The sequence below is a fragment of the Nostoc sp. CHAB 5836 genome, assembly GCF_020829445.1.
Lineage (GTDB): Bacteria > Cyanobacteriota > Cyanobacteriia > Cyanobacteriales > Nostocaceae > Nostoc.
The window spans coordinates 1-24777 of record NZ_JAIVFV010000100.1 but is presented as its reverse complement, the minus strand read 5'-3'; the positions used below and the strand labels follow the sequence as shown (position 1 = coordinate 24777).

Genomic DNA, 24777 nt, shown 5'->3' with positions numbered 1-24777 from the left:
AGCGCCAAAAACCTGAAGTTGTGTAGGTTGGGTTGAGGAACGAAACCCAACATTTTCATAGCTTTGTTGGGTTGCGCTTTGCTTCACCCTGCTCTTGTTAAAAATTTTCTTCGAGAAGTCATAAATTGTACTTAAGAAAAAACCCACGTATTATTATATTACAGATGAAGTTTTGATACTTTTTGAGGTTTAGTTCTGATTCTGACAGTCATTGCATCCCAAACAGCCAAAGCTACCCTTTGTCTCTCTTTTTGGTAAGCTTGACTGTGGAACGTTGCACCAATGCTCAATAAAAATCTGACAATTCAGGTCATCTGGAAAACCTCACTTCTATTTCTCTCTTCCTTTAAGGAGAGAGACTTTGAATTTCCCCCTTCCCGCTTCGGGTCGGGGGTTAGGGGGTTAGGTTTTTGGTGGACTTTTGCACATAACCTGAATTGTCAGACTAAAAATGGATCATGTATCATCGCAAAACTAGGTTAAACTATAACGGATGTTCGATTTAAATCAATCAGCGATGATTTTACACAACACCAGTAAAGATGGTGATATAATGTATAACGAGCGTTCAATATAAATAAGCTGAGTCATGCCTAAGATTGTTGATCATGAGCAATACCGTAAAGAGCTGCTCGAAAAGTGCTTTGATTTATTTGCCCAAAAAGGCTATGGTTCCATTACTATGCGCCAGATTGCGGAAGGATTAGAGGTTTCTACTGGTACGTTGTACCACTATTTTCCTAGCAAACAAGCCCTATTTGAGCAATTGATCCAAGAAATATGTGAGCAAGATTTAAGTGCAGCGTTGGCTGAATTGGAAGGAGCGCAAACGCTGCAAGAAGGAATGGAAGTGCTAGGAAGATATCTAGTAAAAAACGAAGATTACTTTATTAAGTGGACTTATATTTGGATTGATTTTTGTCAACATCAAGACTCCAAGGAAATGTTGAGTAATAGTGTTTTTAAGCGGACTAATCAGCGTTATCAGCAAGCAGCTTGCGATTTTGTAGGTATTCAAGATCCGGTGTTGGCTTCTTTTTTCTTGAGTTTTGTAAATGGTTTAGTTTTGGAGAAGTTATGGGGGGATGAAACAATTGATTTTATTGAACAATGTACGCTACTAGGTAAAATACTCACGGTATATTTGCCGGGACATAAAGTATAAGGTAATATGGGTTGCTTAAGGCTGAAACTCTTTTTTTTTTACGTAGACGCATTCGCGCAGCGTCTCGTAGAAAAGCGGCTTGCCGCAGGCTACCACAGAGGCGCAGAGAACACAAAGAGAAAGAGAAGGAGGAAATGCTTAACCCAAGTGTATTGAGGTATAAGGCAGGAGTAAAACAGCATTTTTACAATGTTTTGAGAGCTAGCTTTTGTACTTAAATAAGTTACTATATCCAATAATTATTAATTATCTGATCTTGATTGATGGCTAAGAATTAGTGCTACCATTGTCTGCTCATTTTGTCGAGGATTCATATTTTTTATGAGAGGAAAAGAGATGGTTCAAAAGCTGTCAGAAAAAACTTCCAATAAAAGGTTAATTGCATTAGTAATTGCAGCTACTGCAATTACAGGTGGAATTGTTTGGTATGGAATTTATCAGTTTGGGCTAGTTGGTAAAACGCCCTCATTGGAGCCAATAGAAACCACGCCCAAAAGTCAAAAAGTAGCTGCATTAGGACGGCTAGAACCGGAAGCAGAGGTAATTAGCTTGTTTGCGCCCTTAGCATTGGATGGCGATCGCATTGCTCAAATTCTAGTCAAAGAGGGCGATCGCGTTAAAGCCAGACAGGTGGTGGCAATTTTAGATGCCCGCGATCGCTTGCAAACTGCTGTACTACAAGCCCAACAACAAGTTAGAGTTGCCCAAGCTAAACTCGCTCAAGTGCAAGCGGGAGCAAAAGCAGGAGAAATTCAGGCCCAGCAGGCAAGCGTTGAACGTCTCCAGGCCCAATCCCAAGGAGACAAAACAGCGCAACAGCAAGCGATATTCCGCATAGAGGCACAGTGGTCAGGAGATAGAATCGCGCAAGAGGCAACAATTAAGAAGTTAGAGGCAGAACTCAAAAATGCCTCAGCTGAATATCAACGTTATCAGCAGCTATATTCTCAAGGTGCAGTTTCTAATTCTTTGTACGATAGCAAAGGCTTGACCGTAGAAACCGCTAAACAGGAAGTAGACGAAGCTAAAGCAGTTCTCAACCGCATTAATACCACTGCTAGCAAAGAACTCGCCGAAGCCAAAGCAGCACTGGCCCGCACTAACGCCACTGGTAGTAAGGAAGTTAGTGAAGCCAAAGCTACTCTTACCAGTATTGCAGAAGTTCGGCCTGTAGATGTAGCCGCAGCCAAAACAGAAGTTGAAAATGCGATCGCCACACTCAAACACGCCCAAACCGAGTTGGCGGGTGCTTACATCAAAGCACCAATGGCGGGACAAATCATCAAAATTCATACGCGAGTGGGAGAAAAAATTAGTGCTTCTGGCATTGCAGACTTAGCGCAAACAAACCAGATGATGGCAGTAGCAGAAGTTTATCAAACCGACATCGGTAAAGTGAAATTAGGACAACAGGCAGTGATTAGCAGTCAAGCATTTGTTGGTGAACTGGCAGGAACCGTTGCCCACATTGGTTTGCAGGTGAATAGACAAAACGTTTTCAGCAACCAGCCAGGGGAGAACCTTGATAGCCGAGTAGTTGAGGTGAAAATTCGCCTCAATCCTGAAGACAGTAAACGAGTTGCAGGTTTCACTAACTTACAGGTACAGGCAGCAATTGAAATATAGAGTTGTTGTTGGCTGTCTCGTATAAGTAAGTCGGTGAAAATAAATCAAACTATGTGACGAAACGTAAACAGGCTTAAAACCCTTACCAAGGACGAATGACAAAGGACAAATGACAGCCATCACGAGTTATCTTTAATTGCGCCTACCTACTTATTCCAGCATTGTTTATAGGAGAAATTGAATCATGGTTAAAGTCATATATCTTCTGCTTTGTGTAGTTGGCTTAGTTCTACCTTACTCCCAGTTCGTTCCATTTATCTTAAAGCATGGTCTTGATATAAAGCTATTTTTTGAACAACTCTTTACCAACAAAATTTCTGGTTTTTTTGGCATGGATGTTATTGTTTCATCCCTAGTTCTCTGGACATTCGTATTTTTGGAAGGTACACGTCTGAAAATGCAAAACCTTTGGGTTTATATTGCCTGCAATCTTTTAGTTGGTGTTTCCTTAGGTCTTCCCTTATTTCTTTTCATGCGAGAGCGCCAGCTTGAGGAGCAATCTGACATACTCAGTTATTAAAGGTTTTTTTCAATATGTTTTCTAAACTATTTCGCAAAACGCCGTTAGCATGGCGGCAGTTAATGAAAGAAAAAACCCGTTTGGCTGTTGCAGTTGCAGGTATTACCTTTGCCGATATGCTGATGTTTATCCAGCTGGGATTTGAAAGTGCGCTTTTTGATGCAGCTGTGAAACCTCATCGCAATTTACAGGCAGATTTGGTTTTAATTAGTCCTCAATTTCAAACTTTGTTTTCTGTAAAAAACTTTTCTAGAGAGCGACTATACCAAACATTGGGTTATGAAGGTGTTAAATCAGTAAATTCTGTCTACATTAGCACCGGACAGTGGCGAAATCCCGAAACACGTCTTGAGCGTGCCATTTTAGTTTGGGGTGTCGATCCGGCACAATCACCATTCAAATCGCCCGAAATTAAACAAAATCAGGATCACCTTAAACAGTTGTATCAAGTTGTGTTTGACCAGGCAGGTCGTCCAGAATATGGGGCAGTTGGTGATATCTTTAAGAAAACAGGCAAATTTGACACGGAACTGAATAGTAAAGCCGTCTTTGTTAAAGGCTTGTTTACTGATGGTGCTTCCTTTGCTGCCGATGGTAATGTGATCACCAGTGACTCTACGTTTTTCCAGCTATTCCCAGAGCGTAAACCCGATCGCATCGAAGTTGGGCTAATTACGCTCAAACCAGATGCCGATGTAGAAAAAGTGCGATCGCAACTGGTCAATGGACTACCTAAAGATGTCAGGGTTTTGACTCCAGAAGAGTTTGCTAAAGTAGAGAAAACTTACTGGGAAGCTGGTACTGGCATTGGTTTTATTTTCGGTTTGGGTACAGCAGTCGGGTTTATCGTTGGCATCGTGATTGTTTACCAAATCCTTTATTCTGATGTTTCTGACCACTTGCCAGAATATGCCACCCTCAAAGCAATGGGATACACCGATAATTATCTTTTAGGAGTTCTAATTCAAGAAGCGTTGTTATTGGCTATCTTAGGTTTTCTGCCTGGATTCATTCTTTCATTTGGGTTGTATCAAGTCACCTATGCTGCAACCATGCTTCCTATTTTCATGAAAACGGAACGGGCGATCCAGGTTTGGATTTTGACCGTGATTATGTGTAGTGTTTCTGGAGCGATCGCAATGCGGAAGTTACGATCTGCTGACCCGGCTGATGTTTTTTAGGAGTTAGGAGTTTGGAGTTTGGAGTTTGGAGTTTGGAGTTAGGAGTTAGGAGTTTGGAGTTTGGAGTTTGGAGTTTGGAGTGAAGAATTATCTCCCTTGTTTCCTCAATGCCCAATGTCTAATAGACATCTGGTGAAAAAGAATTGTTTTGACGTAGCAGTGCTACGTCTCTACAAGGGTTCTGGGTAACGCATATTTAATTTCACCAGATGTCTAATGCCCAATGTCTAATGCCCAATGCACAATGCCCAATTAAATCCTATGTTGCAAAAATCTTTACGGGAAAATTCCGATTCAACATTTTCTACTTTAGAATCTGTAATTTCTATTAGTAACCTCAACCACTACTTTGGTGAAGGTGGACTTCGCAAACAAGTATTATTCGACATTAATTTGGAGATTACTGCTGGAGAAATTGTTATCATGACTGGCCCCTCTGGTTCGGGGAAAACCACGTTATTAACCTTAATGGGTGGATTGCGTTCTGCTCAAGAAGGTAGTCTAAAAATCTTAGGAGAGGAAATTCGTGGCGCTAAAAAGCTGCAATTAACTAAACTTCGCCGCCAGATTGGCTATATTTTCCAGGCTCATAACTTGATGACTTTTTTGACAGCAAGAGAAAATGTGCGGATGTCTCTAGAGTTGCATGAGGATTTTCTGAATCAGGATATCAATGCTAAAGCGATCGCTATTTTAGAAACTGTCGGTTTAGCAGATCGTGTCGATTACTACCCAGAGAAACTATCTGGAGGACAAAAGCAGCGAGTTGCGATCGCTCGTGCTTTGGTTAGTCATCCTAAGATTGTCTTAGCAGATGAACCCACTGCTGCACTCGACAAAAAATCTGGGCGCGATGTTGTGGAAATAATGCAGAAGCTAGCCAAAGAACAAGGCTGTACGATTTTGCTAGTTACCCACGATAACCGCATCCTCGATATTGCCGATCGCATCATTTATATGGAAGATGGTCAGTTGAAGACTGATGGTGTAGATACCACTACAACGCATTAGGACTTCACTTATAAGTAAAGCGACGCAAATAAAGCTAACTTGCTAAGGCTGTCATTTGTCATTTGTCCTTCGTCATTTGTAAGGGTTTAAGGTGTATTTACGTTTCGTAACATAGTTTGGTTTATTCTTGCCTACTTACTTACATCGAAATTGGTATCGAAAAATAACGGGAACGAAAGGCGAAGCAATACTGCTCGGTTAAGCCCTTTTTCATCAGCATGGACAACGATATTTCAATGGTTTCAGCCCTTATGATTTCCTTAACCGAGCAGTATTGAAAGGCGAAGGTATTAGACATAGGAGTGAAAAAGAATTGTTTTGACGTAGCACTGCTACGTCTCTACAAGGGTTCTGGGTAACACATATTTAATTTATACCAGATGTCTATTGATGATATCAAACCTTTCTTTCTTCAGTAACTAATGTCAGACTAACCCATTCGCCTTTCTCGTTATAGCTGCGAATCATTCGTTGGCGCAGGTTTGGCTGGACTAACCAACCCACTTCCAGAAAAAAGGGTTGACGTAACTGCACTTTAAGAAGAGAAGTTGCAGAAGCGCCATCTGGTAAGAGTAATACTTGCACCTGCTTTTCTGGATCTTGGTCAAAGAGAAGGATGGGGCCTTTCATGGTAGCAGTTGAGGTGATTGTGCGTTCTCCAAAAGAAGTACTCTGAATTAATCGCCCAGCATCATCAAGTTGTAATTTTAAAGTTGTAGAGTAAAGATCAGGCGATCGCCAATCTGGATATATTGTCACTGCTTGTCCAAGCCATTCTCCCAACAAGTCATTTATCTGCAAAGTTGGACGTTCTGCTACTGGGCTTCCAGCTAGATGTTCTCGAATCAAGATTAATTCCTTTGGCTGTCCAGTCTTATCAAACAGTTGCACTAGACGCAAGCGGCGATTTTCATGAACCAAAGCGAGTTCTGCACCAAATTCGGAAAATGGCCCTAGCTGAATTAAACCTTCAGAAAATGAACCATTTTCAAAAAACAGCAGACCCCCTCCCACTGAACTATATTCTTTGATTAAATCATCTCGTCCCGAACGACTCAGAGTTAAACGCACTGTCTGGTTATTGTTCAAACCTTCTAGACAAAGACGGCTAGAAGTATCATTCAGAAGTGTCCCTTGGGGAGAAAAATTGGTAAATGAACCTTCCCAAACACCGAGATTCTGCAAAAAACATTCCCATTGCGATTTCATAGCGATTTTGTCATTGGTCATTGGTCATTGGTCATTGGTCATTGGTCATTGGTCATTGGTCATTGGTCATTGGTCATTGGTCATTGGTCATTGGTCATTGGTTATTGGTTATTGGTTATTGGTTATTGGTTATTGGTTATTGGTCATTGGTTATTGGTTATTGGTCATTGGTCGTTTGATTAGCTCTGTTAAGTTGAAATGTAGGTTTAATTTCATGTTCGTTCAACGCAAAATTTCAGTTATTATTTTAAAATTTTAAAAGTTCAGAGTTCAAATGACAAATGACAAATGACAAATGACAAATGACAAATGACAAATGACAAATGACAAATGACAAATGACAAATGACAAATGACAAATGACAAATGACAAAGGACAAATGACAAACGACCAATGACTATCCTTTAGCAAAACGTCGGACAGCAAATAAGCTCCCCATTAATCCTACAGCTGTACCGAAACTCAAAAGAATCAGAGGCAATAATAAAATTTCTGCTGGAGTGAGTTGCACCCTGTTGGCGATGACTTGGATAAACTCAGGTTGATTGACTAGCAACTTACCAACAAACTGTTCAATCACAGAGATGAAACTCCAAGCGATCGCACCACCAACTAAGCCAAAGGTAATTCCTTGTAAAATAAACGGCAGGTAAATCCAAGCAGAAGTTGCTCCCACTAGTTGCATAATTTCAATTTCTTGGCGACGCGCCGTGACAATTAGCCGAATTGTGGTGGTAGTCACTGCGATCGCTGTTAAAGTCAGAATAATCGTAATTGTTAAAGTAATCCAGTTCAAACCTTGGTGCAATTGGGCAATGCGTTTGACTGCTTCATCGACATACTGTACCGTCTCAACTCCCGGTAACTTAGCCAACTGGGTTGCTAAGGTTGGGACAACTTGAGAATTACGTGCTTTCACCTTCATCTCATCAACTAGAGGATTCTCACCTAGCTGCTGGGTAGCACCCTCAATATCAGAAATTCTCATTTCCTTAACTAACTTAGTCCAAGCTTCCTCTTTGGTAATGGTTTGCATCGCCGCCACCTCTGGCATTTTTGCGATTAGTGCCTCAATGCTTTCCATTCGTGTATCCGGTTCGAGATAAACTGATACTTCTAACTGGCTACCAAATTGATAAAGGAGTTTTTCTACTTGCCAAGAGGTTTGCAGACTCAAGCCGAATAAAAACAGTAACACCGTCACAGTACTTACAGCTGCCCAATTCATCCAACCTCCCCGCAGTAAACCGAGAAAAGTTTCTTTGAGCAGATAGTCAAGTTTCGTCAGAGATTTAAACACATATCACCTCAAAATTTGAATTTAATTTAAAATCCAAAATGGTACTAGGGACTTCCAGTTAAAAAAACATCCCATCCCTGCGGGACGCTTTGCCAACTTAGGGGCGCAAAGCCTTGCGCCCCTACAAATATACAAATAATTTTGGATAACAGTTGCCTACCTGTTCCAATACGCTTGGGATAAGACTAAAACCCTTGTCCAGTGGACAGTGTAGAGAGGTTGCAATGCAACGTCTCTACAGGCCTATGGTTCTCCAGAAAATCCTTAACCCAAGCGTATTGCTACCTGTTGTGGTTTCTAAGCAATTTTACTGTTTTTCTAACTGACTTTAAGAAAATGGAGAAATAGTTTGGTAATTCTACGATGTTTGGTATCAAAGGATAGTTGTAACTTGAAACAACAAACAAGATTGATTGAAGGAGATTTGAATTATGAACTTATTAAATAAAGCCAATTGGGATAATAACTTATTAAGCCAGATCCGATATCAGCTTGATTCCGTAGAAATACATAATTACCATCTGGCCAAACTATTGTGCAAAATCATTCCTTCCCATTGTCCTTTTGAAAGAACTGTTACAGTTTTCGGTCGGAATCTGTTTCACATTCCACCTTTGTGTAAATTCAATCCCCTCTATGAACAAATAGTTGGTCTTCGTTTTAAGTGCTTATTATATTTAGTCAATGAATGTGGTGAAGATGCAAAAAAATACTGTTAGACATGAGTCTCATCAATCAGAATATATTGGAGAAATATTTGCTTACTTACTTATAGTCATCCTAGTTACAATCCAAAGTCAATAAGAAATGATCTTTTGAATAAGAATGCTGAATTCAGAATCAATGAGTGGGAGATTGAGATGCACCACTCATTGAAGACCACCAAATTTCAAGTTTCGTGGGGACTTAAAGTAGTTGATTCAGACGCTCGTGAACTCATTAACGCTGCAATAGACATCAGCCGCACAGAATACAAGCAAGAAAGAGAATTATAGGGCAATACGCTTGGGTTAAGTCGTAAAAATAAATTTGCGTAGGTTGGGGAGCCACTGCGCCCTTGCGGGTTCCCCGACTTGAAGCACGTGGCGTTTGAGGAACGAAACCCAACCTACAACGGGCATTTGTTGGGTAACACTAAAGTTAAACCCAACCTACAATTATCCTTAACTGAACCACATTGAATTCTAGGACTGACAAAATAATTAACAATTGCGAATTCAAAACATGATGCAAGATGACTTCACTAGAATTATTTTGGAGATTGGCACTAGGTCTAACTGAGATTGATAGAATTAAAATAGTACGAATTTTCACCATCTAGCCATCGAGACTCATGCCCTCTGAAATTGCTGTAGAGAAGAAAAAGTTAAAAAATCCACCTTTGGAGCTTCATTATTTAGGCGATCGCGTGCTGCGTCAAGCTGCAAAGCGGATTTCTAAAGTTGATGACGAACTTCGCCAAATAGTGCGCGAAATGCTGCAAACTATGTACAGCAAAGATGGCATTGGTTTGGCTGCGCCCCAAGTGGGAATTCACAAACAACTAATTGTCATCGACCTGGAACCAGAAAACGCAACTAATCAGCCGTTGGTGTTGATTAACCCCACTATCAAACAAGTCAGCCGCGACATCTCTGTTGCCGAAGAAGGATGCTTGAGCATCCCCAATGTATTCCTAGAAGTGAAGCGCCCCGAAGTGGTAGAAATTGCCTATAAAGACGAATACGGCCGTCCCCGGACATTGAAGGCTAATGACCTCCTGGGACGCTGCATTCAGCACGAGATGGATCACCTCAACGGCGTGGTATTTGTAGACCGTGTAGAAAACTCCTTGACTTTAGTCCAGGAGCTATCTAAGAATGGCTTCTCGTATCAAGCGGTGAAACCAATAGTATAGGAGGCTAGTAGTGTATTTAACTCCAAAAAGCGGTTTATTTCTGGGTGGTTCTTGTGTAAGTGCGATCGCGGCTGTCGGTTCGATTTTTGAACTCAGTTACGGACAACCAGATTTTGGTGTCACAACCACGGCGATTATCCTGGTATTGAGCATTCCACTCACAGGATTATTTTTCTTTGCCGCAGTGAAGGACGCAAGGGCTAACATGAAATAAGCATCAGGTATATAAAAAAGGTAAAGGAATGAAGTAAAAAGGCAAAATTCATTCTTTTACCTTTTATTTTTTCGGTTGTTCTACGGCTCCCAAGGCTTTGAGAGTACCGATCTGTGCCGATGTTAACTCTGTAATCCCAGTAATATTCATTCCTTCAAAGGGTCTATTGGCTCTGAAAGTTTTCAGGCGATCGCCTGTTGTCACATTCTCAGGTTGAATTGTCTCATCTTCACTGCCACTAGCAAGAATTTGGCCATCTTTTTTTTTAGGAACCACAGAGGCGCAGAGAACACAGGGAGAAGAGAGAAAGAGAAGGAGGAAATGCTTAACCCAAGTGTATTGGATTATAGTTTGCTTCTAAAATAGAAGAATGCTGTCAACTCCCACTCAACTACTGCGACTTTCTCAAGGACAACTAAACTTACTAGAAGCTTGTCCGCGTAAATTCCAACATACCTACCTAGAACAACTCAATTCACCCTCAAGTTTAGAACAAGAAGAACGGCTAACTTTGGGTAGTCGTTTTCACTTGCTAATGCAGCAGCGAGAAATGGGTTTGCCAATTGATAGTTTTCTACAAGCAGATGCTCAATTGCAAAGCTGGATGCTAGCTTTCGCCGATGCAGCGCCAGAAATCTTAACGGCTGCATCTGATCATCAAACTTTCCGTGAAAGTGAACACTATCGCACCCTGCAAGTTCAAGACTATTTGCTGACGGTTGTCTATGATTTATTGATTGCAGATAACCAACAAGCGCAAATTCTCGACTGGAAAACTTATCCCAAACCACCCAATAAACGCAAGTTAGAATCCAACTGGCAAACACGGCTTTATCTGTATGTATTAGCTGAAACTAGCGACTACCCGTCAGAAAACATTTCCATGACTTACTGGTTTGTCCAATCTGAGGGCAAACCGCAAAATATTAAATTTAATTACAATACTGCTCAACACACACAAACAGCAAAAAAACTTAATCAACTGTTAAGCCAGTTAACTAATTGGCTGGAAAATTACCAAAATAAACAGCAGTTTCCCCAAGTGCTGGAGGGTAGTCAAAACTGTGATTATTGTCAGTTTGCCAAACGGTGCGATGCCTACGACGGTAAACTACGCACACAAGCTAGTGAAGAAGTAGTAAAAGACTCATTGCCCAATTTTGACAGTATTCAAGAAGTCTCACTGAATCCTATACATTAGAGGATGTTTGTAAAATTCAATCGGGGTTTAACAATTCAAAATTCACGCATTAAAGACATTACATAAGGGGATTTAAACCCCGACTGAAATGAGCGCTAAGTAAGTCGGCAAGAATAAACCAAACTATATTACGAAACGTAAATACACCTTAAACCCTTATAAATGACCAAGGACAAGTGACAGCCTTAGCCAGTTAGCTTTATTTGCGTCGCTCTACTTACATATAGATTGCAGTTTCTTAAACCCTTTAATTTACGATCAAGAAATTATAACTTTTAAATTTATATAAATTTATGTCAACCTTTGACGAGACTGAAGCAGTTTATGTACGCGAATTAGGAATTGATGACATTGCTCCCGTTTACCACTTGGGAGAAGGGTTATTTACCAGCGATTTATATCCTTATTTATACCGCACCTGGGATGAATGGGAGGTGATTGGACTTTACAACACCGATCCGGAATACTGTCTTGTGGCCGAAACAGAGGGAGAATTAGCAGGATTCATTTTGGGAACCATCATCACCAAAGCATCCTGGACTTACGGATATATTTTATGGCTGGGAGTTAGTCCAAAGTATCAGCGTCGGGGAGTAGCAGACAAGTTGGTTGATAAAGTCGTCGCCCGCATGATTGAAGATGGGGCGCGGTTCATGCTGGTAGACACTGATCCCACCAATACTTCAGCATTAAAGTTTTTTAACCGCAAAGGTTTTGGTAATACTCGCCAGCATATTTTTTTGTCGATGAATTTAAGCAAGCACGAATATTATGGCAGATTAATTGATTACGAACACCAAAAAGCTGAAAGAGCCGGTTACAAGCGATCGCGTCCAGCAATTCGTGCGCGTAAAGCTGATAGTGTTGCGAATGAAGTAATCCTCAACCCTCTAGTTAATGAATCTCAAATAACTGAGGATCAATCTCCAATCTAAGAGGATTTTAACGGGAAAGAATCAAAGTCCCCCAATTTATCGGGGGATTTAGGGGGATCTAGAACGTTTTGTTACCGATAAAAAGATTTTTAAAACATCCTCTAAGCTTGTGGTGTGTTACGCTATCGCTAACACACCCTACAAATACTTAGATTTTTTCAGAAATCAAATATGATTCCTATAGAAGTTTTAAGGTCATTCTCAGCAAAAATTAATTTAATTATTAGAAAATGATTTGCAGAGTTAAGAAGGCGATAAATTGAAGAATAATTCAGAATTCAGAAGAAAGATATAGCGGTTGACAGTAACTTTACATTTAGCAGTCCGATTTGATTGTTCAAGCCTTTTGAAACACCTTAAGGGCAACCATAACAGTGAAGAAAATCATAAAATATTGGATAAATATAGATCCCTTTTCTTTGCAGTCACGCCTCACGATTGGTATTGCAGCATTTTCAGCTTTGGTATTAGGTAGCCTTGCGACATGGACTAGTTGGAAAATGCAGCAAATTTTAGTTGATAGTCATAAATATAATATAGAACAAATCGCCAAGCGCTTGCCCCAAGATGTACAAATTTATAGTGAAATGATGGAACCTGAAGCTGGGTTGGAAAAGGCTATTAATAATTTGGCAAATACCAACACATTATTATGGCTCAAAAGTCCTGATGATAAAATTTTAGTAAAATCTGCAACTTTAGATTTATTATCTAATACTACGGTAGATGAATTAATGTCCTTGACTAAGATGCCGATTAAACCACAAGTTTACAAAGTGAACCAAAGCTACTTTGTCTTGTGCGGTAGTTTTGTGCAAGTGCAGGGTAAGTTACTGGGTGAGTTATTTGTAGTTAAAGATATTACCCGCGAACAGAAAATGTTTGTGGGAATCGTACAGAGTTTAGGTATTACTAGTGTTTTAGCAATTATTATTTTAACTGCTGCGATCGCATTTTACATTCAGCATTCTCTGCAACCTCTGCGTCAGCTAAATCAAATGGCTTCTGCCATTTCTGCTGAAGATTTAGGAGAAGCACAGCTATATCTTGATAATGCACCTAGTGAAGTTAAACAATTAGCTCAAACCTTAACCATGCTGTTATCCCGCCTCTCCCAATCTTGGGAGCAGGAACGAGAATTTGTAAGTAATGTTTCTCACGAATTACGCACACCTTTGACGATTGTACATGGTTATTTACAAAGTGTATTGCGAAGACAGAATAATTTAACTCCAACCCAACAAGAAGCTTTAGAAACTGCTGCATCAGAAGCTGAACGTACCATCCGTCTGCTACAAGATTTACTTGATTTAGCACGAGCAGATAGCGGTTACTTATACTTTCAAATGAAATCTTATGTGCTGAATGACTTGGTTGAAGAAGTTGTAATGATGGCAGAAAAATATAGCGATCGCCTAATTACAATCGAGTCACAAATTTATCCAATTGAGGTAAAAGCAGATTACAGTCGGCTGAAACAAGTGTTATTAAATTTAATTGATAATGCCGTTAAGTATTCTGAACCTGGTACACCCATAATTTTTAAGTTAAATCAGCTTCAAGATCAAGCAATTATTCAAGTTTGTGATCAAGGCTATGGCATTCCTTTACAACAGCAAGCACGGATCTTTGAAAGATTTTACCGCGTCAATGAATCCCGCTCTCATGCTACTGGGGGTTGTGGTTTGGGTTTATCCATCGTCAAGACACTTATAGAAGGTATGGGGGGTAGTGTAAGTGTACAATCAAAGTTAGGGGAAGGGAGTACGTTTACAATCAGTTTACCTACATAAGTAGGTAGGCAAAAATTAACATAAGTATGTAACAAAATGTAAAATTGTCAAAGTCCTTGCGATTGCTTCTCTACGAAACGCTACGCGAACGTTACACTTGCAATGACATACTTGTAGCAATCCTATTTGATTTATGAAACGACTTACAGCGCTTTTCAACTAATTGAACTACACTACTCCCCACTCTTACCCGCTTTAGGAGGAAAAATATGACAGCACATATCCTTTTGGTGGAAGATGAAGTCAAACTGGCACGATTTGTCGAATTAGAACTTAGTAGTGAGGGATACCAAGTAAGTGTAGCCCATGATGGGATTGCGGGCTTGACTTTGGTGCGAGACTCATCGCCAGATTTAGCGATTCTGGATTGGATGCTACCAGGCCTGACAGGTTTGGAAATTTGTCGCCGTTTGCGAGCAACAGGTACTACAGTACCAGTGATTTTGTTGACAGCAAAAGATGAAGTGAGCGATCGCGTCGCCGGATTAGATGCGGGAGCGGATGATTATGTCGTTAAGCCCTTCAGTATTGAGGAACTACTAGCTAGAATTCGCGCTCATCTGCGTCGCACGCAAGAAACAGACGAAAATTTGGTGCAATTTCAAGATTTAAGCTTAAACCGCCGCACTCGTGAAGTTTTTCGCGAGAAACGAAGCATTGAGTTAACAGCAAAAGAGTTTGACTTATTAGAATATCTTCTTTCACATCCCCGTCAGGTATTTACCAGAGACCAAATTTTAGAGAAAGTTTGGGGTTACAACTTCATGGGTGATTCTAATATTATTGAAGTTTATATTCGTTATCTGCGACTCAAATTGGAGGAAAATAATGAAAAGCGTTTGATTTATACAGTCCGTGGTGTAGGTTATGCACTGCGGGAGTAATCGCAATCAGTTGGTAATTTCGACAAAAAGCAACATATTTAAAGATAAAAGAGGATCATGAAGAAAAAATGGGCTGTTAAACGACTGACAATAAATCTCACAACCGAGGAAATGAAGAAACTTGATGACTACTGTGCTTTGACAGGAAGGCCAGCAACAGATATAATTCGAGAGTTGCTCCGAGCTCTTGAGATTGATAATTCTGAAAACTCTGAGATGGAAACAGCAGACTCAACAATAACAGTTGGCAGTTTGTCAAAATCACAGTGACTATCCACTCAAATATCCCGCCAAATCTCCTAAATTTGCTACCATAATTTGCCGACAGATCGGACTAAAGGCAATACCCTTGGGTTAAAGCTTGATCCTCCCTAAGAGGATGTTTGAAAAGTATTTTTGGTAACATCTAAGCCTCTCAAACCTAACCCCCCTAGCCCCCCAACCCTTGGAGGGAATGGGGGTTTCAAAGCCCCTCGACCCTTGTCTAACGACAGGCTGACGCCAACGGGGAGAGGAATGGAAGGGGGGTTTCTAGTATACTTTACGACTTTTCAAACAACCTCTAACCCTCCTTTTTAAGGAGGCAGTTAAAGCAAGCCTTAGAAATCCGGGTTGGGGGGATCTTCCGAGACAAAATATCAGTAACACCTTTTTTCTTTCCCATCTAAATCTCCGGGGTACTCCCGCCACATTGGTACTCCAATTGGCGGTGACTCTTGTATTTGATTTTTGAAAAGATACGTAGATACGTAGAGGAGCCAGTCGTGTGGGCGGGTTTCCCGACTTGAGCGAACTGGCGTTGCGTTAGCGACAGCGTAACGCACCATTCTTGAGGAATTTGGTGCGTTACGCGAAACGCTAACGCACCCTACAAATACTGAATTTTGTTCATAAATCAAATCGGACTGCTATAGCTCTCAATCCCATCCATGAAATACAAGCACTCCATAAACCACTTACTTACGTAAATAATTTCAAAAATCAAAGCGGACTGCTATATTATTCGTAGTGATACCGACAAGCTAAAAAATCAATCTGAGCGTTTCCCACCCGATACACAAGCCGATGCTCTAAATCAATTCGCCGTGACCAAATATCTGCATCCATATATTTCAATGCTTCCGGTTTCCCAATACCCTCAAATGGGTCTTGCATTACAGCAGTAACCAAATCCAATATTTTCGATGCTTTTTGAAAATCTTGCTTAAACCACCAAGCTAAATCTTCTTTGAATTTAGAACTAAAGCCAGGACTTCGATTAACAATAACTGGCTTAATTTCACTGGGTTCAGCTTTCTTTTTCTTCTTGCTCAATCCCCAACTCCTGCTGAAGTTCTGCGATCGTTTGAGGATGGATATTGCCAGTTTTTGACTCCTCTATTGCATCTAGTAAACGACGCGCATTAGCAGGCGATCGCAAAAGATACACTGTATCCAGCAAACTTACTAAATCTGACTCAGCAATTAAGGCTACATTTTCACCATCACGACGATTGATCATATACACCTGATGATTTTCGACTACCAATTCTAACAACTTAAAAAAGTCATTTCTGGCATCAGTTGGCGATGTGATTTTGTAAGGTAACATGACATAATGTACATATTTATGTACATATATTATAAACTATTAATTATCTTGCAAAAGTTCCATCAGAAATTAAAGAGATAGCCAATAACCCAAGGGCACTCTTGAATAATATAGCGGTTCTCGCTTGGATGCAATACAGTTTGACCTCACTTCCATTCCTCTCTCCTAAAAGGAGAGAGGCTTTGAATATTACTCCCCTTCCCTTGCTCTTAAGGGGCTGGGGGTTAGGTCTGTATTCCATGCAATTGAGAACCGCTATAGACATCTGGTGAAATTAAATATGCGTTACCCAGAACCCTTGTAGAGACGTAGCACTGCTACATCAAAACAATTCTTTTTCACTCCTATGTCTAATAACGCTTAAGAAGCCGATCGCTGCTAGTCAATTTGCAGTGGAATATTTTCCCGCACTAGTTGCCAAAAGCGCTTGATGGGGGGAATTTGGAGACGGTCTAGAGTTGTTACCATCACTACCCGACGAGTCAAACTGGAACCATCTGCTAAACCACTAGGATTATTGCTGGCTAAAGAACGAATCGCTAGGGCAGGGTCAAGACGAGCTTCCAATAATGCTGATTGAGGTAGCAAGGCTATCAGTTCTCCTTGGCGTACCACTCCCCGGAAGGCATCTAGGGTATTTACCTCTAAAACCGACTGGAGTATAGCTTCCATTCGCTCAAATCTATCTTGGATTAAGCGTTGCATTCCATAACCATCTTTAAAAACCACTTGGGGGTAACGAATTAGCTCCGACCAAGGGACGAATTCATATTGGGCTAAGGGATGATTGGCTGCGGTTAGTACTTCTATAGGTTCATCATAAAGCACTTCTACCACCATTTCTCTACCAGTGGTTAAAAAGCGATTATTCATCACAATTGCTAAATCTACCAATCCATCTTTGAGGACTTTGAGGGCGCGATCGCTTCCCAATGAAGTCACCCGCAATTGAACATCAGGATAATCATGACCAAATTTTTGTAACACTGGTGGTAAGTAAGATCCACAAAGGGAGTGAATCACGGCAATGCAAAGTTCTGGCTGCTTTCCGGCGATTAAATCGGCTAATTCTTCTTTAGCAGTTTGCCACTCTTGGCAAATTTTGCGGACGCGTGGTAGCAAAAGTTCACCTCCCAACGTCAGCTTGGCATGACTGGTTCTGTGAAATAGTTCTATCCCCAAATCTGCTTCTAATGCTTGGATTTGGCGACTAATCGTCGATTGGGTAACACCACAAGTTCGCGCTGCTTGTTGAAAGCTGCCGGTTTGGGCGATCGCTAGAAAGGCTTGCAATTGCTCTAGGCGCATTTTTATAAGGTAGGACGAGAAGCACAAAACTCCGTATTTTTAAATCCCAGATGTAGCGCAAACGGCAAATTTATTTGCCGTCAACATGGTAAAATTCAGATGGTGGAAGGGTAATCAAAATTATGCGGACATGATATTACAATAAATAATCGGTGCAGTCAATCTGCACCGATGGGATAATTTAACTCTAATTTGCACCTGATATTTCCCTCACGCCAATGCAGAAGCTTGGGGTTTGGCAAAAATCATTCTTCCGGCCGTAGTTTGTAAAGCACTGGTAACTACTACTCGCAGTTCACCACCTACATAATTGCTACCTTCTTCAACCACTACCATTGTGCCGTCATCGAGGTAGCCAATGCCTTGACTGGGTTCTTTACCTTCCTTGAGAATTTTCAAATCAAGGTTGTCACCAGGTAAATAACTGGGACGAACGGCATTCACTAAATCATTTACATTCAAAACAGGTACTTTCTGAACACTGGCAACTTTAGACAAGTTGTAGTCGTTGGTTAGCAGTGTACCGCTAATTTCTTGAGCGAAGCGCACTAACTTGGCATCCACTGTGGGAATATCTTCGTAATCAACTGCATTAATTAGAATGCGATCGGGGTAATCTTCCCGAATGCGGTTGAGAATTTCTAGTCCTCGCCTTCCCCGCACCCGTTTTTGGTCTTTGCTAGCATCCGCGACTTGTTGCAGTTCTTGCAAAACAAACTGCGGTACGAGAATTTGTCCTTCTAAAAACCCTGTTTCTAGTAAGGCTTCAATGCGACCATCGATAATGCAACTGGTATCTAAAACTTTGGTATTGGCGGGTTTTAGCGTTCCTTCCACCACCATCGATTCAACGGTGTTGGGATTAATGAACCGCAATAAGCCTCGTCCGTGGGTATCTGCCAAATTCATCCCAGTGACAGAGAGAATAATACTACCAACAACTGCCACCAGTGGCTTAATAAATCCAAAATCTGCCGGGATAGGTAGTAAGAATAGTGGGGCTAACATCAGGTTAGCTAGTAATAACCCAATCACTAAGCCAATGGCACGAGTTAAGATTACTTCCAGAGGCATTTCTTTGACTTGTGATTCTAGGCGACGATATGTCGTCTGGAAACTCAGGCCGATCGCACCACCAATAATCGCGGCAAAGACGGCAACAACTAAGCGTAAAGCTTCAAGATTTGTTACCTGATCTAGCGTGCCATTGGGTAGTAGTTCAATGCTGTAGAACCCTATTCCCGAAGCTGCCAGGATAAATGAGAAAATGATAATGGCGTCAAGCATGGTTGTCTTGTTTTCCTGCAACTGTGTGAACCGAGAAAGTTTAGTAGTTTTTATTTCATCGGTAAGTATAGATTAATCAATATTGATTTACACTAAGGGTTTATTAGGTCAATATCTGCAATTATTATAACTAATGGCTTTTTTCTTAATATTTTTCATCGTTTCGTTGTAAAACGACAAAAACTTGTAAGTAGGACGGCGCAATTAAAGCTAACTGGCTAGGGCTGTCATTTGTCCTTTGTCCTTTGTCATTTGTACTGCCCTTCTCTACGAGAGTTGTATTGGTCATTAGTAAAGATTTTAAGGCTATTTATGTTTCGGAACATACTTTGATTTTTTCGCGCCAACTTACTTAAGTAAACTATTCATTTTCATTGTCTGTAATTCGCAGTTGGGTTAACTTAAAACTTTTCTCAAAATGAGTCAAAATTTTAGTATTTCTGGAATTGCGAGTTCTGCCTATGTGCATATTCCCTTTTGCAGACGACGGTGTTTTTATTGTGATTTCCCGGTGTCCGTTGTGGGCGATCGCTTGCGGGGCGAAACATCTGGTACTATCTCCCAATATGTTGAGGTGCTATGTCAAGAAATTGCCATTACATCAGCCTTTGGTCAACCCCTGAAGACGATTTTCTTTGGTGGTGGTACTCCTTCGCTGCTATCAACGAAGCAGCTACAACGTATCCTCACGCAGCTAGAGAAGCATTTTGGAATTGCATCTGGGGCAGAAATTTCGATGGAAATAGACCCAGGTACTTTTGATTTAGCACATATATCAGGCTATCGCAGTGCAGGCGTGAACCGGGTAAGTTTGGGTGTACAAGCCTTTCAAGCAGAATTATTGCAACTTGCTGGGCGATCGCACTCCGTTGAAGATATTTTTGCAGCTGTGGAACTAATCCACCAAGTCGAGATTCCCGAATTTAGCTTAGACTTAATTTCTGGGTTGCCGCATCAGTCTTTGGAGCAATGGCAAGATTCCCTAGAGAAAGCGGTGGCGATTTTACCCACTCACATTTCCATTTATGATCTTACCATCGAACCAGGTACAGCCTTTGGTCGTTACTACAAACCTAGTGATACTCCAATGCCTACGGATGAAGCCACAGTCCAAATGTACCACATGGGGCAGCAAGTTTTGACTAGTGCAGGTTATGAGCATTATGAAATTTCCAATTATGCTCAACCTGGTCATCAGTGTCGGCATAATCGAGTTTATTGGGAAAATTGCCCTTATTATGGCTTTGGTATGGGTGCGGCCAGTTATGTTGCGGGTAAACGATTCACTCGTTTGCGTAAAACTAAGGAGTATTACCAGTGGGTGCAAGCTGGCGCTGTAATTGATTGTGAAGTGACTCCCCCAAAGGAAGTATTGTTAGAAACGTTAATGTTGGGGTTGCGTTTGGCGGAGGGTGTGAGTTTGGCGGTGTTGGTAGAGGACTTTGGCGAAGAGAAGGTGGAGGAAATTTGCAGGTGTTTGCGATCGTATTTTGATCAAGGTTGGGTGGAAGTTGCAGGAGGAAGGTTGCGTTTGATTGATCCTCAAGGGTTTTTATTTTCTAATGTGGTGTTGGCGGAGTTGTTTGAGAAGTTGGGGTGACTGTCATTTGTCATTTGTCATTTGTCATTTGTCATTTGTCATTAGTAAGGGTTTTAAGCTTATTTACCTTTCGTAACATACTTGAGTTTTTTCGCACCAACGTACTTATCCAAAATTATTTGTACATTTGTAGGGGCGTAATCTAATTACAAAATGAATTGGAACGAAGTATTCGGCGAATAAAATTCGCTACTACACTAGCGTTGTCCACCTCCGTGGACTAAGAGAAGATCAAGGATTTTTAACCCAGATCGGTGGGTTTCGCCTGTGTAGCCGCACTGACGGGGCGAAGTAAGTCGACAAGAATAAACTAAACTATATTACAAAACATAAATACACCTTAAACCCTTATAAATCACGAAGGACAAATGACAAATGACAGCCTTAGCCAGTTAGCTTTATTTGCGTTGCTCTACTTAGTAATAAATTAGACTTTTCAAACATCCTCTTCAAACGGACTGATGATTTATGCAGAAAAATCAAGTTAGAAAAGCTGTGATTCCGGTAGCTGGTTTTGGCACTCGTTTGTTTCCAGCTACTAAAGTTGTGAAAAAAGAACTTTTCCCGATTATTGATCGAGATGGGAGGGCAAAACCTGTTATTCTCGCAATTATTGAAGAGGCAATTAGTGCTGGAATTGCCGAAGTGGCGATCGTGGTGCAGCCAGATGACAAAAAAATATTTGAAGATTTGTTGAAAAATCCACCTAAAAAAGAACTTTTAGATAAACTTTCACTGCAAAATCAAGAATATAGCCGATATCTCGAAGATTTAGGTAGCAGAATTACCATATTATTGCAAGAGGAGCAATTAGGCTATGGTCATGCAGTATTTTGTTCCAAAGATTGGGTGCAAGATGAGCCATTTTTGCTGATGTTGGGCGACCACATTTATGCATCTGACATTGAAAAATCTTGTGCTAGTCAGGTTTTAGATGTTTACGAACAAGTTAATCAAAGCGTTGTGGGCTTAACTACAATGCCAGCAGAGATTATTCATAAATCTGGGTGTGTAACAGGAGTTTGGCAAGAGTTAAACTCGATTTTGCAAGTTACACAACTCTATGAAAAGCCTACCATTGAGTATGCACAACAGCATTTGCGTATAAAGGGAATGGCAGAAAACGAATTTTTAGGTATATTTGGCTTATATTTACTCACGCCGAAAATTTTTGACTTCTTAGCAGAACATATTAACCAAAATCTCCGAGAACGAGGGGAATTTCAGTTAACATCTTGTCTGGAGAAATTGCGTCATCAAGAGGGAATGACAGGGTATATTGTTAAAGGGAAATGTTTTGATACAGGTTTGCCAGATGCTTATCGCCAGACAATGATTGATTTTAGAAATTTCTAGATTAATCTTATTTAAATTACGAATTACGAACTTGTGCCGACTTGTACTGAGCGGCGTCGAAGTAGGGAAGTCGTTCGCGGAGCGTCTCGAAGAGAGGTATTATGAATTATTTTGCAACGGTTGCTCGCGGATTAGAAAACCTCGCGGCTCAGGAGTTAGAGCAGCTGGGTGCTGATTCAGTAGAGCCAGGGTTTTGCGGTGTCGCCTTTGAGGGCGATCGCACTCTGCTTTATCGCGTCAACCTCTGGGCTAGGCTACCGTTCCGAATCTTGGTGAATATCCATGAGTTTCCATGCCTTGATGCCAAGGATCTCTATCGCGGTATCCAGACGATCGATTGGCTAAATTATCTCACGCCAGACATGACGCTGGCGGTGAATACCACAGGCAAAAACGATCACCTCAACCACACCCACTTTACGGCTCTCCAAGTCAAAAATGCGATCGTTGACCAGCAACAGGAAAATCTGGGCGAGCGTTCAAATGTAGAGCTTTATGAACCAGATGTACGGATCAATGTTCATATTGAACGCGACTTTTGTACCGTTAAACTCGACAGTTCTGGAAATAGTTTGCACCGCCGAGGCTACCGTCCTGCGGTTGGAGCAGCCCCTCTCAAGGAATCTCTGGCGGCTGCTCTCATTCAACTTTCGGGCTGGCGGACAGACCAGATGTTCTACGACCCTCTTTGTGGGTCTGGCACCTTACCCCTAGAAGCTAGCTTAAAGGCACTGAATATAGCACCAGGACTGTTTCGCGATTGCTTTGGATTTGAAAATTGGCTCGATTTTGATCTATCCCTTTTAGAAAAGCTGCTCCAAGAAGCTAAGGACAGCCAACTGGATACCCTAACCGCACCTATTTGGGGAAGCGATCGCGATGAAAATGTGATTGAGCAGGCGATTAACAATGCTGAAAAGTGCGGCGTTGATAACCATGTATGGTTTTCTCAAATGGAGCTTACCGATGTTGTCGCCCCCGCAGACAGTGGGGTGCTATTCTGCAATCCACCCTATGGCGAACGGCTGGGGCGAGATAGTGATTTGGGGGCATTTTATAAACTTTTAGGCGATGTGTTGAAACAACGCTTCAAAGGCTGGACTGCTTTTGTACTCAGTGGTAACAAGGAACTGTCTCAATCCATTGGACTAAAATCATCCCAGCGAATAGCGGTGTACAACGGAACGTTGCCCTGTCAGTTAATGAAATATGAACTGTACTAATGACCAATTGACTTAGGACAAATGACAGCCTTAGCCAGCCGACCTACCAATAAGCTTTTGGTGCGTTACGCTATCGCTAAGAGGATGAATGAACAAGTCTAATTTATTACTAACCGGGCGACTAGAAGTCGCGGCTACACAAACAAAACCTGCCTACGCAGGTTAAAAACCTTAACAAAGTTTTGGGGTTTAAAGAAGTCTAATTTTAGTCCGTAATATCAATTTTTGATTTATCTAATCCAAACAGTATCTTTACAGTATCTTATTTAAAGTTGAGAGATTTTTATAGATTGAGTGAAGTTATGAACTCAGTAGTGTGTTATCTAGCTGCTCTCAAGACAAATTATCAAGTTTAGTGCTAGGTTTTATACTGAGTTGTCAAAAAAATTAGGCAACTTCTCCTGTATTCATCATGAGTCAAGTAAACAAGTTACTACATCACTGGCTTTTAAAGTCTGTTTCAGACAAAGCGTTTGCTTGGTTGGAACAGAAGCAGACACAGATTGCTAGCGGCGCAGCTGAACGAGTGTTTTTTACCGCATTTAGCGCTGTACCGCGTTATCTAGGCAAACAAGATTTGCAGCTAACATTCCAGGATTTGGAAGCAGCACAGGATGTAATTCCCGGTTGGTATCCTGGTCATTGGAGTGTAGATCAAGCAGGTCGCACACTCTTGCTTCTAGCTTTGCTCCACGATGATGCCCAGGGGTATGTGCGATGTCTACCACGGGCTACGCCTATGCTTGATCAAGTATTCTCCACTGCCGATATGGGGGAGTTAGTTGCACTTTATCAAAGTTTGCCGCTATTACCACATCCAGAGTTACATCGCCACCGTGCTGCTGAAGGAATTCGCAGCAATATGACTAATGTATTCCAAGCGATCGCACTACGTAACCCTTATCCAGCCGATTATTTAGATAATGCTGCTTGGAATCAGATGGTGCTGAAGGCTCTGTTTGTCGCCAGTCCGTTGCATCTAATTTGGGGTCTGGATCGGCGTGCCAACCCAGAATTGGCGAGGATGTTGGCAGACTATGCCCATGAACGTTGGGCAGCTACACGCCCAGTTACGCCAGAAATTTGGCGACCTATAGGGCAGTTTGCCGATAGTGCAATCATCACAGATTTAGAAAAAGTACTGGCTAATGGGGATATAGCCGACCAAGAAGCAGCAGCGTTAGCTTGTGCTGAGTCTCCTTTACCCGAAGCCCAAACCTTACTTTCTCGTTACCCAGATTTAGAGTCATCCATTCAACAAGGTAATCTGACTTGGAGCAGTTTTAGCCGCGATCGCTTGTCAGTTCACAAATAAAAGGGAGTGCGGAGAGACGCGACGAATAGCGTCTCAATACTGCGTAGGTTTTGCCCAAAAACCTTAACCCGTGTAGGTTGGGTTGAGGAACGAAACCCAACATTTGGGGGGCTTTGTTGGGTTTCGCAGAGCCTCAACCCAACCTACGATTTTCCAAAACC

The 24777-nt window shown here is 41.4% G+C and carries 26 protein-coding genes; 18 read left to right on the top strand and 8 right to left on the bottom strand.

Annotation, left to right across the window (positions count from 1 at the left end; translation table 11 throughout):
- Positions 1 to 589 precede the first annotated feature (589 nt).
- The 5 genes from LC605_RS19700 (at position 590) to LC605_RS19680 (ending at position 5503) form a co-directional block, all read left to right on the top strand.
- Positions 590 to 1165, top strand: coding sequence for a TetR/AcrR family transcriptional regulator (locus LC605_RS19700; RefSeq protein WP_229549206.1), 576 nt, complete (start codon positions 590 to 592; stop codon positions 1163 to 1165).
- A 336-nt stretch (positions 1166 to 1501) separates the two neighbouring features.
- Positions 1502 to 2791, top strand: coding sequence for an HlyD family efflux transporter periplasmic adaptor subunit (locus LC605_RS19695; RefSeq protein ID WP_229549205.1), 1290 nt, complete (start codon positions 1502 to 1504; stop codon positions 2789 to 2791).
- 184 nt (positions 2792 to 2975) lie between these two features.
- A complete protein-coding gene (locus tag LC605_RS19690) occupies positions 2976 to 3311 on the top strand; it encodes a DUF2834 domain-containing protein (protein WP_229549204.1) in 336 nt (111 codons plus the stop codon).
- A gap of 14 nt (positions 3312 to 3325) precedes the next feature.
- Positions 3326 to 4492, top strand: a complete 1167-nt coding sequence (devC, locus tag LC605_RS19685; protein ID WP_229549203.1) for an ABC transporter permease DevC — start codon at positions 3326 to 3328, stop codon at positions 4490 to 4492.
- A 261-nt stretch (positions 4493 to 4753) separates the two neighbouring features.
- Positions 4754 to 5503, top strand: a complete 750-nt coding sequence (locus LC605_RS19680; protein ID WP_229549207.1) for a DevA family ABC transporter ATP-binding protein — start codon at positions 4754 to 4756, stop codon at positions 5501 to 5503.
- A 396-nt stretch (positions 5504 to 5899) separates the two neighbouring features.
- Here the strand turns inward: LC605_RS19680 and LC605_RS19675 are convergent, their stop codons facing one another.
- Positions 5900 to 6712 (bottom strand): DUF3598 family protein, encoded by an 813-nt coding sequence (locus LC605_RS19675; RefSeq protein ID WP_229549202.1) that lies wholly within the window; start codon positions 6710 to 6712, stop codon positions 5900 to 5902.
- Here LC605_RS19675 and LC605_RS19670 point away from each other — a divergent pair.
- Positions 6701 to 6895, top strand: coding sequence for a hypothetical protein (locus tag LC605_RS19670; protein WP_229549201.1), 195 nt, complete (start codon positions 6701 to 6703; stop codon positions 6893 to 6895). The genes LC605_RS19675 and LC605_RS19670 overlap by 12 nt on opposite strands.
- A gap of 214 nt (positions 6896 to 7109) precedes the next feature.
- Here LC605_RS19670 and LC605_RS19665 read toward each other — a convergent pair whose 3' ends face one another.
- The gene (locus tag LC605_RS19665; RefSeq protein WP_229549200.1) at positions 7110 to 8012 is read right to left on the bottom strand and encodes an ABC transporter permease; all 903 of its coding nucleotides are present in this window, start codon (positions 8010 to 8012) and stop codon (positions 7110 to 7112) included.
- A 431-nt stretch (positions 8013 to 8443) separates the two neighbouring features.
- Here LC605_RS19665 and LC605_RS19660 point away from each other — a divergent pair, with 431 nt between their 5' ends.
- The 3 genes from LC605_RS19660 (at position 8444) to LC605_RS19650 (ending at position 10123) form a co-directional block, all read left to right on the top strand.
- Positions 8444 to 8731: a Mo-dependent nitrogenase C-terminal domain-containing protein gene (locus LC605_RS19660; RefSeq protein ID WP_229549199.1), complete on the top strand. Its 288-nt coding sequence runs from the start codon at positions 8444 to 8446 to the stop codon at positions 8729 to 8731.
- A gap of 614 nt (positions 8732 to 9345) precedes the next feature.
- A complete protein-coding gene (def, locus tag LC605_RS19655) occupies positions 9346 to 9909 on the top strand; it encodes a peptide deformylase (RefSeq protein WP_229549198.1) in 564 nt (187 codons plus the stop codon).
- A 10-nt stretch (positions 9910 to 9919) separates the two neighbouring features.
- Complete coding sequence (locus tag LC605_RS19650; RefSeq protein WP_229549197.1) at positions 9920 to 10123, top strand: hypothetical protein; 204 nt, start codon at positions 9920 to 9922, stop codon at positions 10121 to 10123.
- 63 nt (positions 10124 to 10186) lie between these two features.
- Here the strand turns inward: LC605_RS19650 and LC605_RS19645 are convergent, their stop codons facing one another.
- Positions 10187 to 10399, bottom strand: coding sequence for a hypothetical protein (locus LC605_RS19645; RefSeq protein WP_229549196.1), 213 nt, complete (start codon positions 10397 to 10399; stop codon positions 10187 to 10189).
- Positions 10400 to 10493: 94 nt separating this feature from the next.
- Here LC605_RS19645 and LC605_RS19640 point away from each other — a divergent pair, with 94 nt between their 5' ends.
- From LC605_RS19640 to LC605_RS19620, 5 genes are all read left to right on the top strand, one after another.
- Positions 10494 to 11324 carry a PD-(D/E)XK nuclease family protein gene (locus LC605_RS19640; protein ID WP_229549195.1) on the top strand — a complete coding sequence of 277 codons (831 nt, stop codon included), beginning with the start codon at positions 10494 to 10496 and terminating at the stop codon, positions 11322 to 11324.
- A gap of 293 nt (positions 11325 to 11617) precedes the next feature.
- A complete protein-coding gene (locus LC605_RS19635; protein ID WP_229549194.1) occupies positions 11618 to 12259 on the top strand; it encodes a GNAT family N-acetyltransferase in 642 nt (213 codons plus the stop codon).
- A 374-nt stretch (positions 12260 to 12633) separates the two neighbouring features.
- Positions 12634 to 14052, top strand: coding sequence for a HAMP domain-containing sensor histidine kinase (locus LC605_RS19630; RefSeq protein ID WP_229549193.1), 1419 nt, complete (start codon positions 12634 to 12636; stop codon positions 14050 to 14052).
- Positions 14053 to 14261: 209 nt separating this feature from the next.
- Positions 14262 to 14936, top strand: a complete 675-nt coding sequence (locus LC605_RS19625) for a response regulator transcription factor (RefSeq protein ID WP_229549192.1) — start codon at positions 14262 to 14264, stop codon at positions 14934 to 14936.
- Positions 14937 to 14993: 57 nt separating this feature from the next.
- Positions 14994 to 15206, top strand: coding sequence for a ribbon-helix-helix protein, CopG family (locus tag LC605_RS19620; RefSeq protein WP_229549191.1), 213 nt, complete (start codon positions 14994 to 14996; stop codon positions 15204 to 15206).
- Positions 15207 to 15935: 729 nt separating this feature from the next.
- Here the strand turns inward: LC605_RS19620 and LC605_RS19615 are convergent.
- The 5 genes from LC605_RS19615 to LC605_RS19595 all read right to left on the bottom strand — a co-directional run bounded on the left by LC605_RS19615 (position 15936) and on the right by LC605_RS19595 (position 19411).
- Complete coding sequence (locus LC605_RS19615; protein WP_229549190.1) at positions 15936 to 16250, bottom strand: Txe/YoeB family addiction module toxin; 315 nt, start codon at positions 16248 to 16250, stop codon at positions 15936 to 15938.
- The gene (locus LC605_RS19610; RefSeq protein WP_229549189.1) at positions 16225 to 16527 is read right to left on the bottom strand and encodes a type II toxin-antitoxin system Phd/YefM family antitoxin; all 303 of its coding nucleotides are present in this window, start codon (positions 16525 to 16527) and stop codon (positions 16225 to 16227) included. The genes LC605_RS19615 and LC605_RS19610 overlap by 26 nt, the downstream gene beginning before the upstream one ends.
- Positions 16528 to 16905: 378 nt before the next feature.
- Positions 16906 to 17835: a LysR family transcriptional regulator gene (locus LC605_RS19605; protein ID WP_229549188.1), complete on the bottom strand. Its 930-nt coding sequence runs from the start codon at positions 17833 to 17835 to the stop codon at positions 16906 to 16908.
- 210 nt (positions 17836 to 18045) lie between these two features.
- Entirely contained in the window at positions 18046 to 19122 is a 1077-nt protein-coding gene (locus tag LC605_RS19600; RefSeq protein WP_229549187.1) for a PIN/TRAM domain-containing protein, read from the bottom strand.
- A 145-nt stretch (positions 19123 to 19267) separates the two neighbouring features.
- Positions 19268 to 19411 (bottom strand): hypothetical protein, encoded by a 144-nt coding sequence (locus LC605_RS19595; protein WP_229549186.1) that lies wholly within the window; start codon positions 19409 to 19411, stop codon positions 19268 to 19270.
- A gap of 129 nt (positions 19412 to 19540) precedes the next feature.
- Here LC605_RS19595 and hemW point away from each other — a divergent pair, with 129 nt between their 5' ends.
- From hemW to LC605_RS19575, 4 genes are all read left to right on the top strand, one after another.
- Positions 19541 to 20722 carry a radical SAM family heme chaperone HemW gene (gene hemW, locus LC605_RS19590; protein ID WP_229549185.1) on the top strand — a complete coding sequence of 394 codons (1182 nt, stop codon included), beginning with the start codon at positions 19541 to 19543 and terminating at the stop codon, positions 20720 to 20722.
- 468 nt (positions 20723 to 21190) lie between these two features.
- Positions 21191 to 22078 (top strand): UTP--glucose-1-phosphate uridylyltransferase, encoded by an 888-nt coding sequence (locus LC605_RS19585; RefSeq protein ID WP_229549184.1) that lies wholly within the window; start codon positions 21191 to 21193, stop codon positions 22076 to 22078.
- Positions 22079 to 22179: 101 nt separating this feature from the next.
- The gene (locus tag LC605_RS19580; RefSeq protein WP_229549183.1) at positions 22180 to 23301 is read left to right on the top strand and encodes a class I SAM-dependent RNA methyltransferase; all 1122 of its coding nucleotides are present in this window, start codon (positions 22180 to 22182) and stop codon (positions 23299 to 23301) included.
- 412 nt (positions 23302 to 23713) lie between these two features.
- Positions 23714 to 24616 carry an EboA family metabolite traffic protein gene (locus LC605_RS19575; RefSeq protein ID WP_229549182.1) on the top strand — a complete coding sequence of 301 codons (903 nt, stop codon included), beginning with the start codon at positions 23714 to 23716 and terminating at the stop codon, positions 24614 to 24616.
- The last annotated feature ends 161 nt before the right edge of the window (positions 24617 to 24777 follow it).

Coding starts and splice junctions, on each gene's coding strand:
- LC605_RS19700 (WP_229549206.1), top strand. CDS start 590: ATGCCTAAGATTGTTGATCATGAGCAATACCGTAAAGAGCTGCTCGAA.
- LC605_RS19695 (WP_229549205.1), top strand. CDS start 1,502: ATGGTTCAAAAGCTGTCAGAAAAAACTTCCAATAAAAGGTTAATTGCA.
- LC605_RS19690 (WP_229549204.1), top strand. CDS start 2,976: ATGGTTAAAGTCATATATCTTCTGCTTTGTGTAGTTGGCTTAGTTCTA.
- devC (WP_229549203.1), top strand. CDS start 3,326: ATGTTTTCTAAACTATTTCGCAAAACGCCGTTAGCATGGCGGCAGTTA.
- LC605_RS19680 (WP_229549207.1), top strand. CDS start 4,754: ATGTTGCAAAAATCTTTACGGGAAAATTCCGATTCAACATTTTCTACT.
- LC605_RS19675 (WP_229549202.1), bottom strand. CDS start 6,712: ATGAAATCGCAATGGGAATGTTTTTTGCAGAATCTCGGTGTTTGGGAA.
- LC605_RS19660 (WP_229549199.1), top strand. CDS start 8,444: ATGAACTTATTAAATAAAGCCAATTGGGATAATAACTTATTAAGCCAG.
- def (WP_229549198.1), top strand. CDS start 9,346: ATGCCCTCTGAAATTGCTGTAGAGAAGAAAAAGTTAAAAAATCCACCT.
- LC605_RS19640 (WP_229549195.1), top strand. CDS start 10,494: ATGCTGTCAACTCCCACTCAACTACTGCGACTTTCTCAAGGACAACTA.
- LC605_RS19635 (WP_229549194.1), top strand. CDS start 11,618: ATGTCAACCTTTGACGAGACTGAAGCAGTTTATGTACGCGAATTAGGA.
- LC605_RS19625 (WP_229549192.1), top strand. CDS start 14,262: ATGACAGCACATATCCTTTTGGTGGAAGATGAAGTCAAACTGGCACGA.
- LC605_RS19620 (WP_229549191.1), top strand. CDS start 14,994: ATGAAGAAAAAATGGGCTGTTAAACGACTGACAATAAATCTCACAACC.
- LC605_RS19610 (WP_229549189.1), bottom strand. CDS start 16,527: ATGTTACCTTACAAAATCACATCGCCAACTGATGCCAGAAATGACTTT.
- LC605_RS19605 (WP_229549188.1), bottom strand. CDS start 17,835: ATGCGCCTAGAGCAATTGCAAGCCTTTCTAGCGATCGCCCAAACCGGC.
- LC605_RS19600 (WP_229549187.1), bottom strand. CDS start 19,122: ATGCTTGACGCCATTATCATTTTCTCATTTATCCTGGCAGCTTCGGGA.
- LC605_RS19595 (WP_229549186.1), bottom strand. CDS start 19,411: ATGACCAATACAACTCTCGTAGAGAAGGGCAGTACAAATGACAAAGGA.
- hemW (WP_229549185.1), top strand. CDS start 19,541: ATGAGTCAAAATTTTAGTATTTCTGGAATTGCGAGTTCTGCCTATGTG.
- LC605_RS19585 (WP_229549184.1), top strand. CDS start 21,191: ATGCAGAAAAATCAAGTTAGAAAAGCTGTGATTCCGGTAGCTGGTTTT.
- LC605_RS19580 (WP_229549183.1), top strand. CDS start 22,180: ATGAATTATTTTGCAACGGTTGCTCGCGGATTAGAAAACCTCGCGGCT.
- LC605_RS19575 (WP_229549182.1), top strand. CDS start 23,714: ATGAGTCAAGTAAACAAGTTACTACATCACTGGCTTTTAAAGTCTGTT.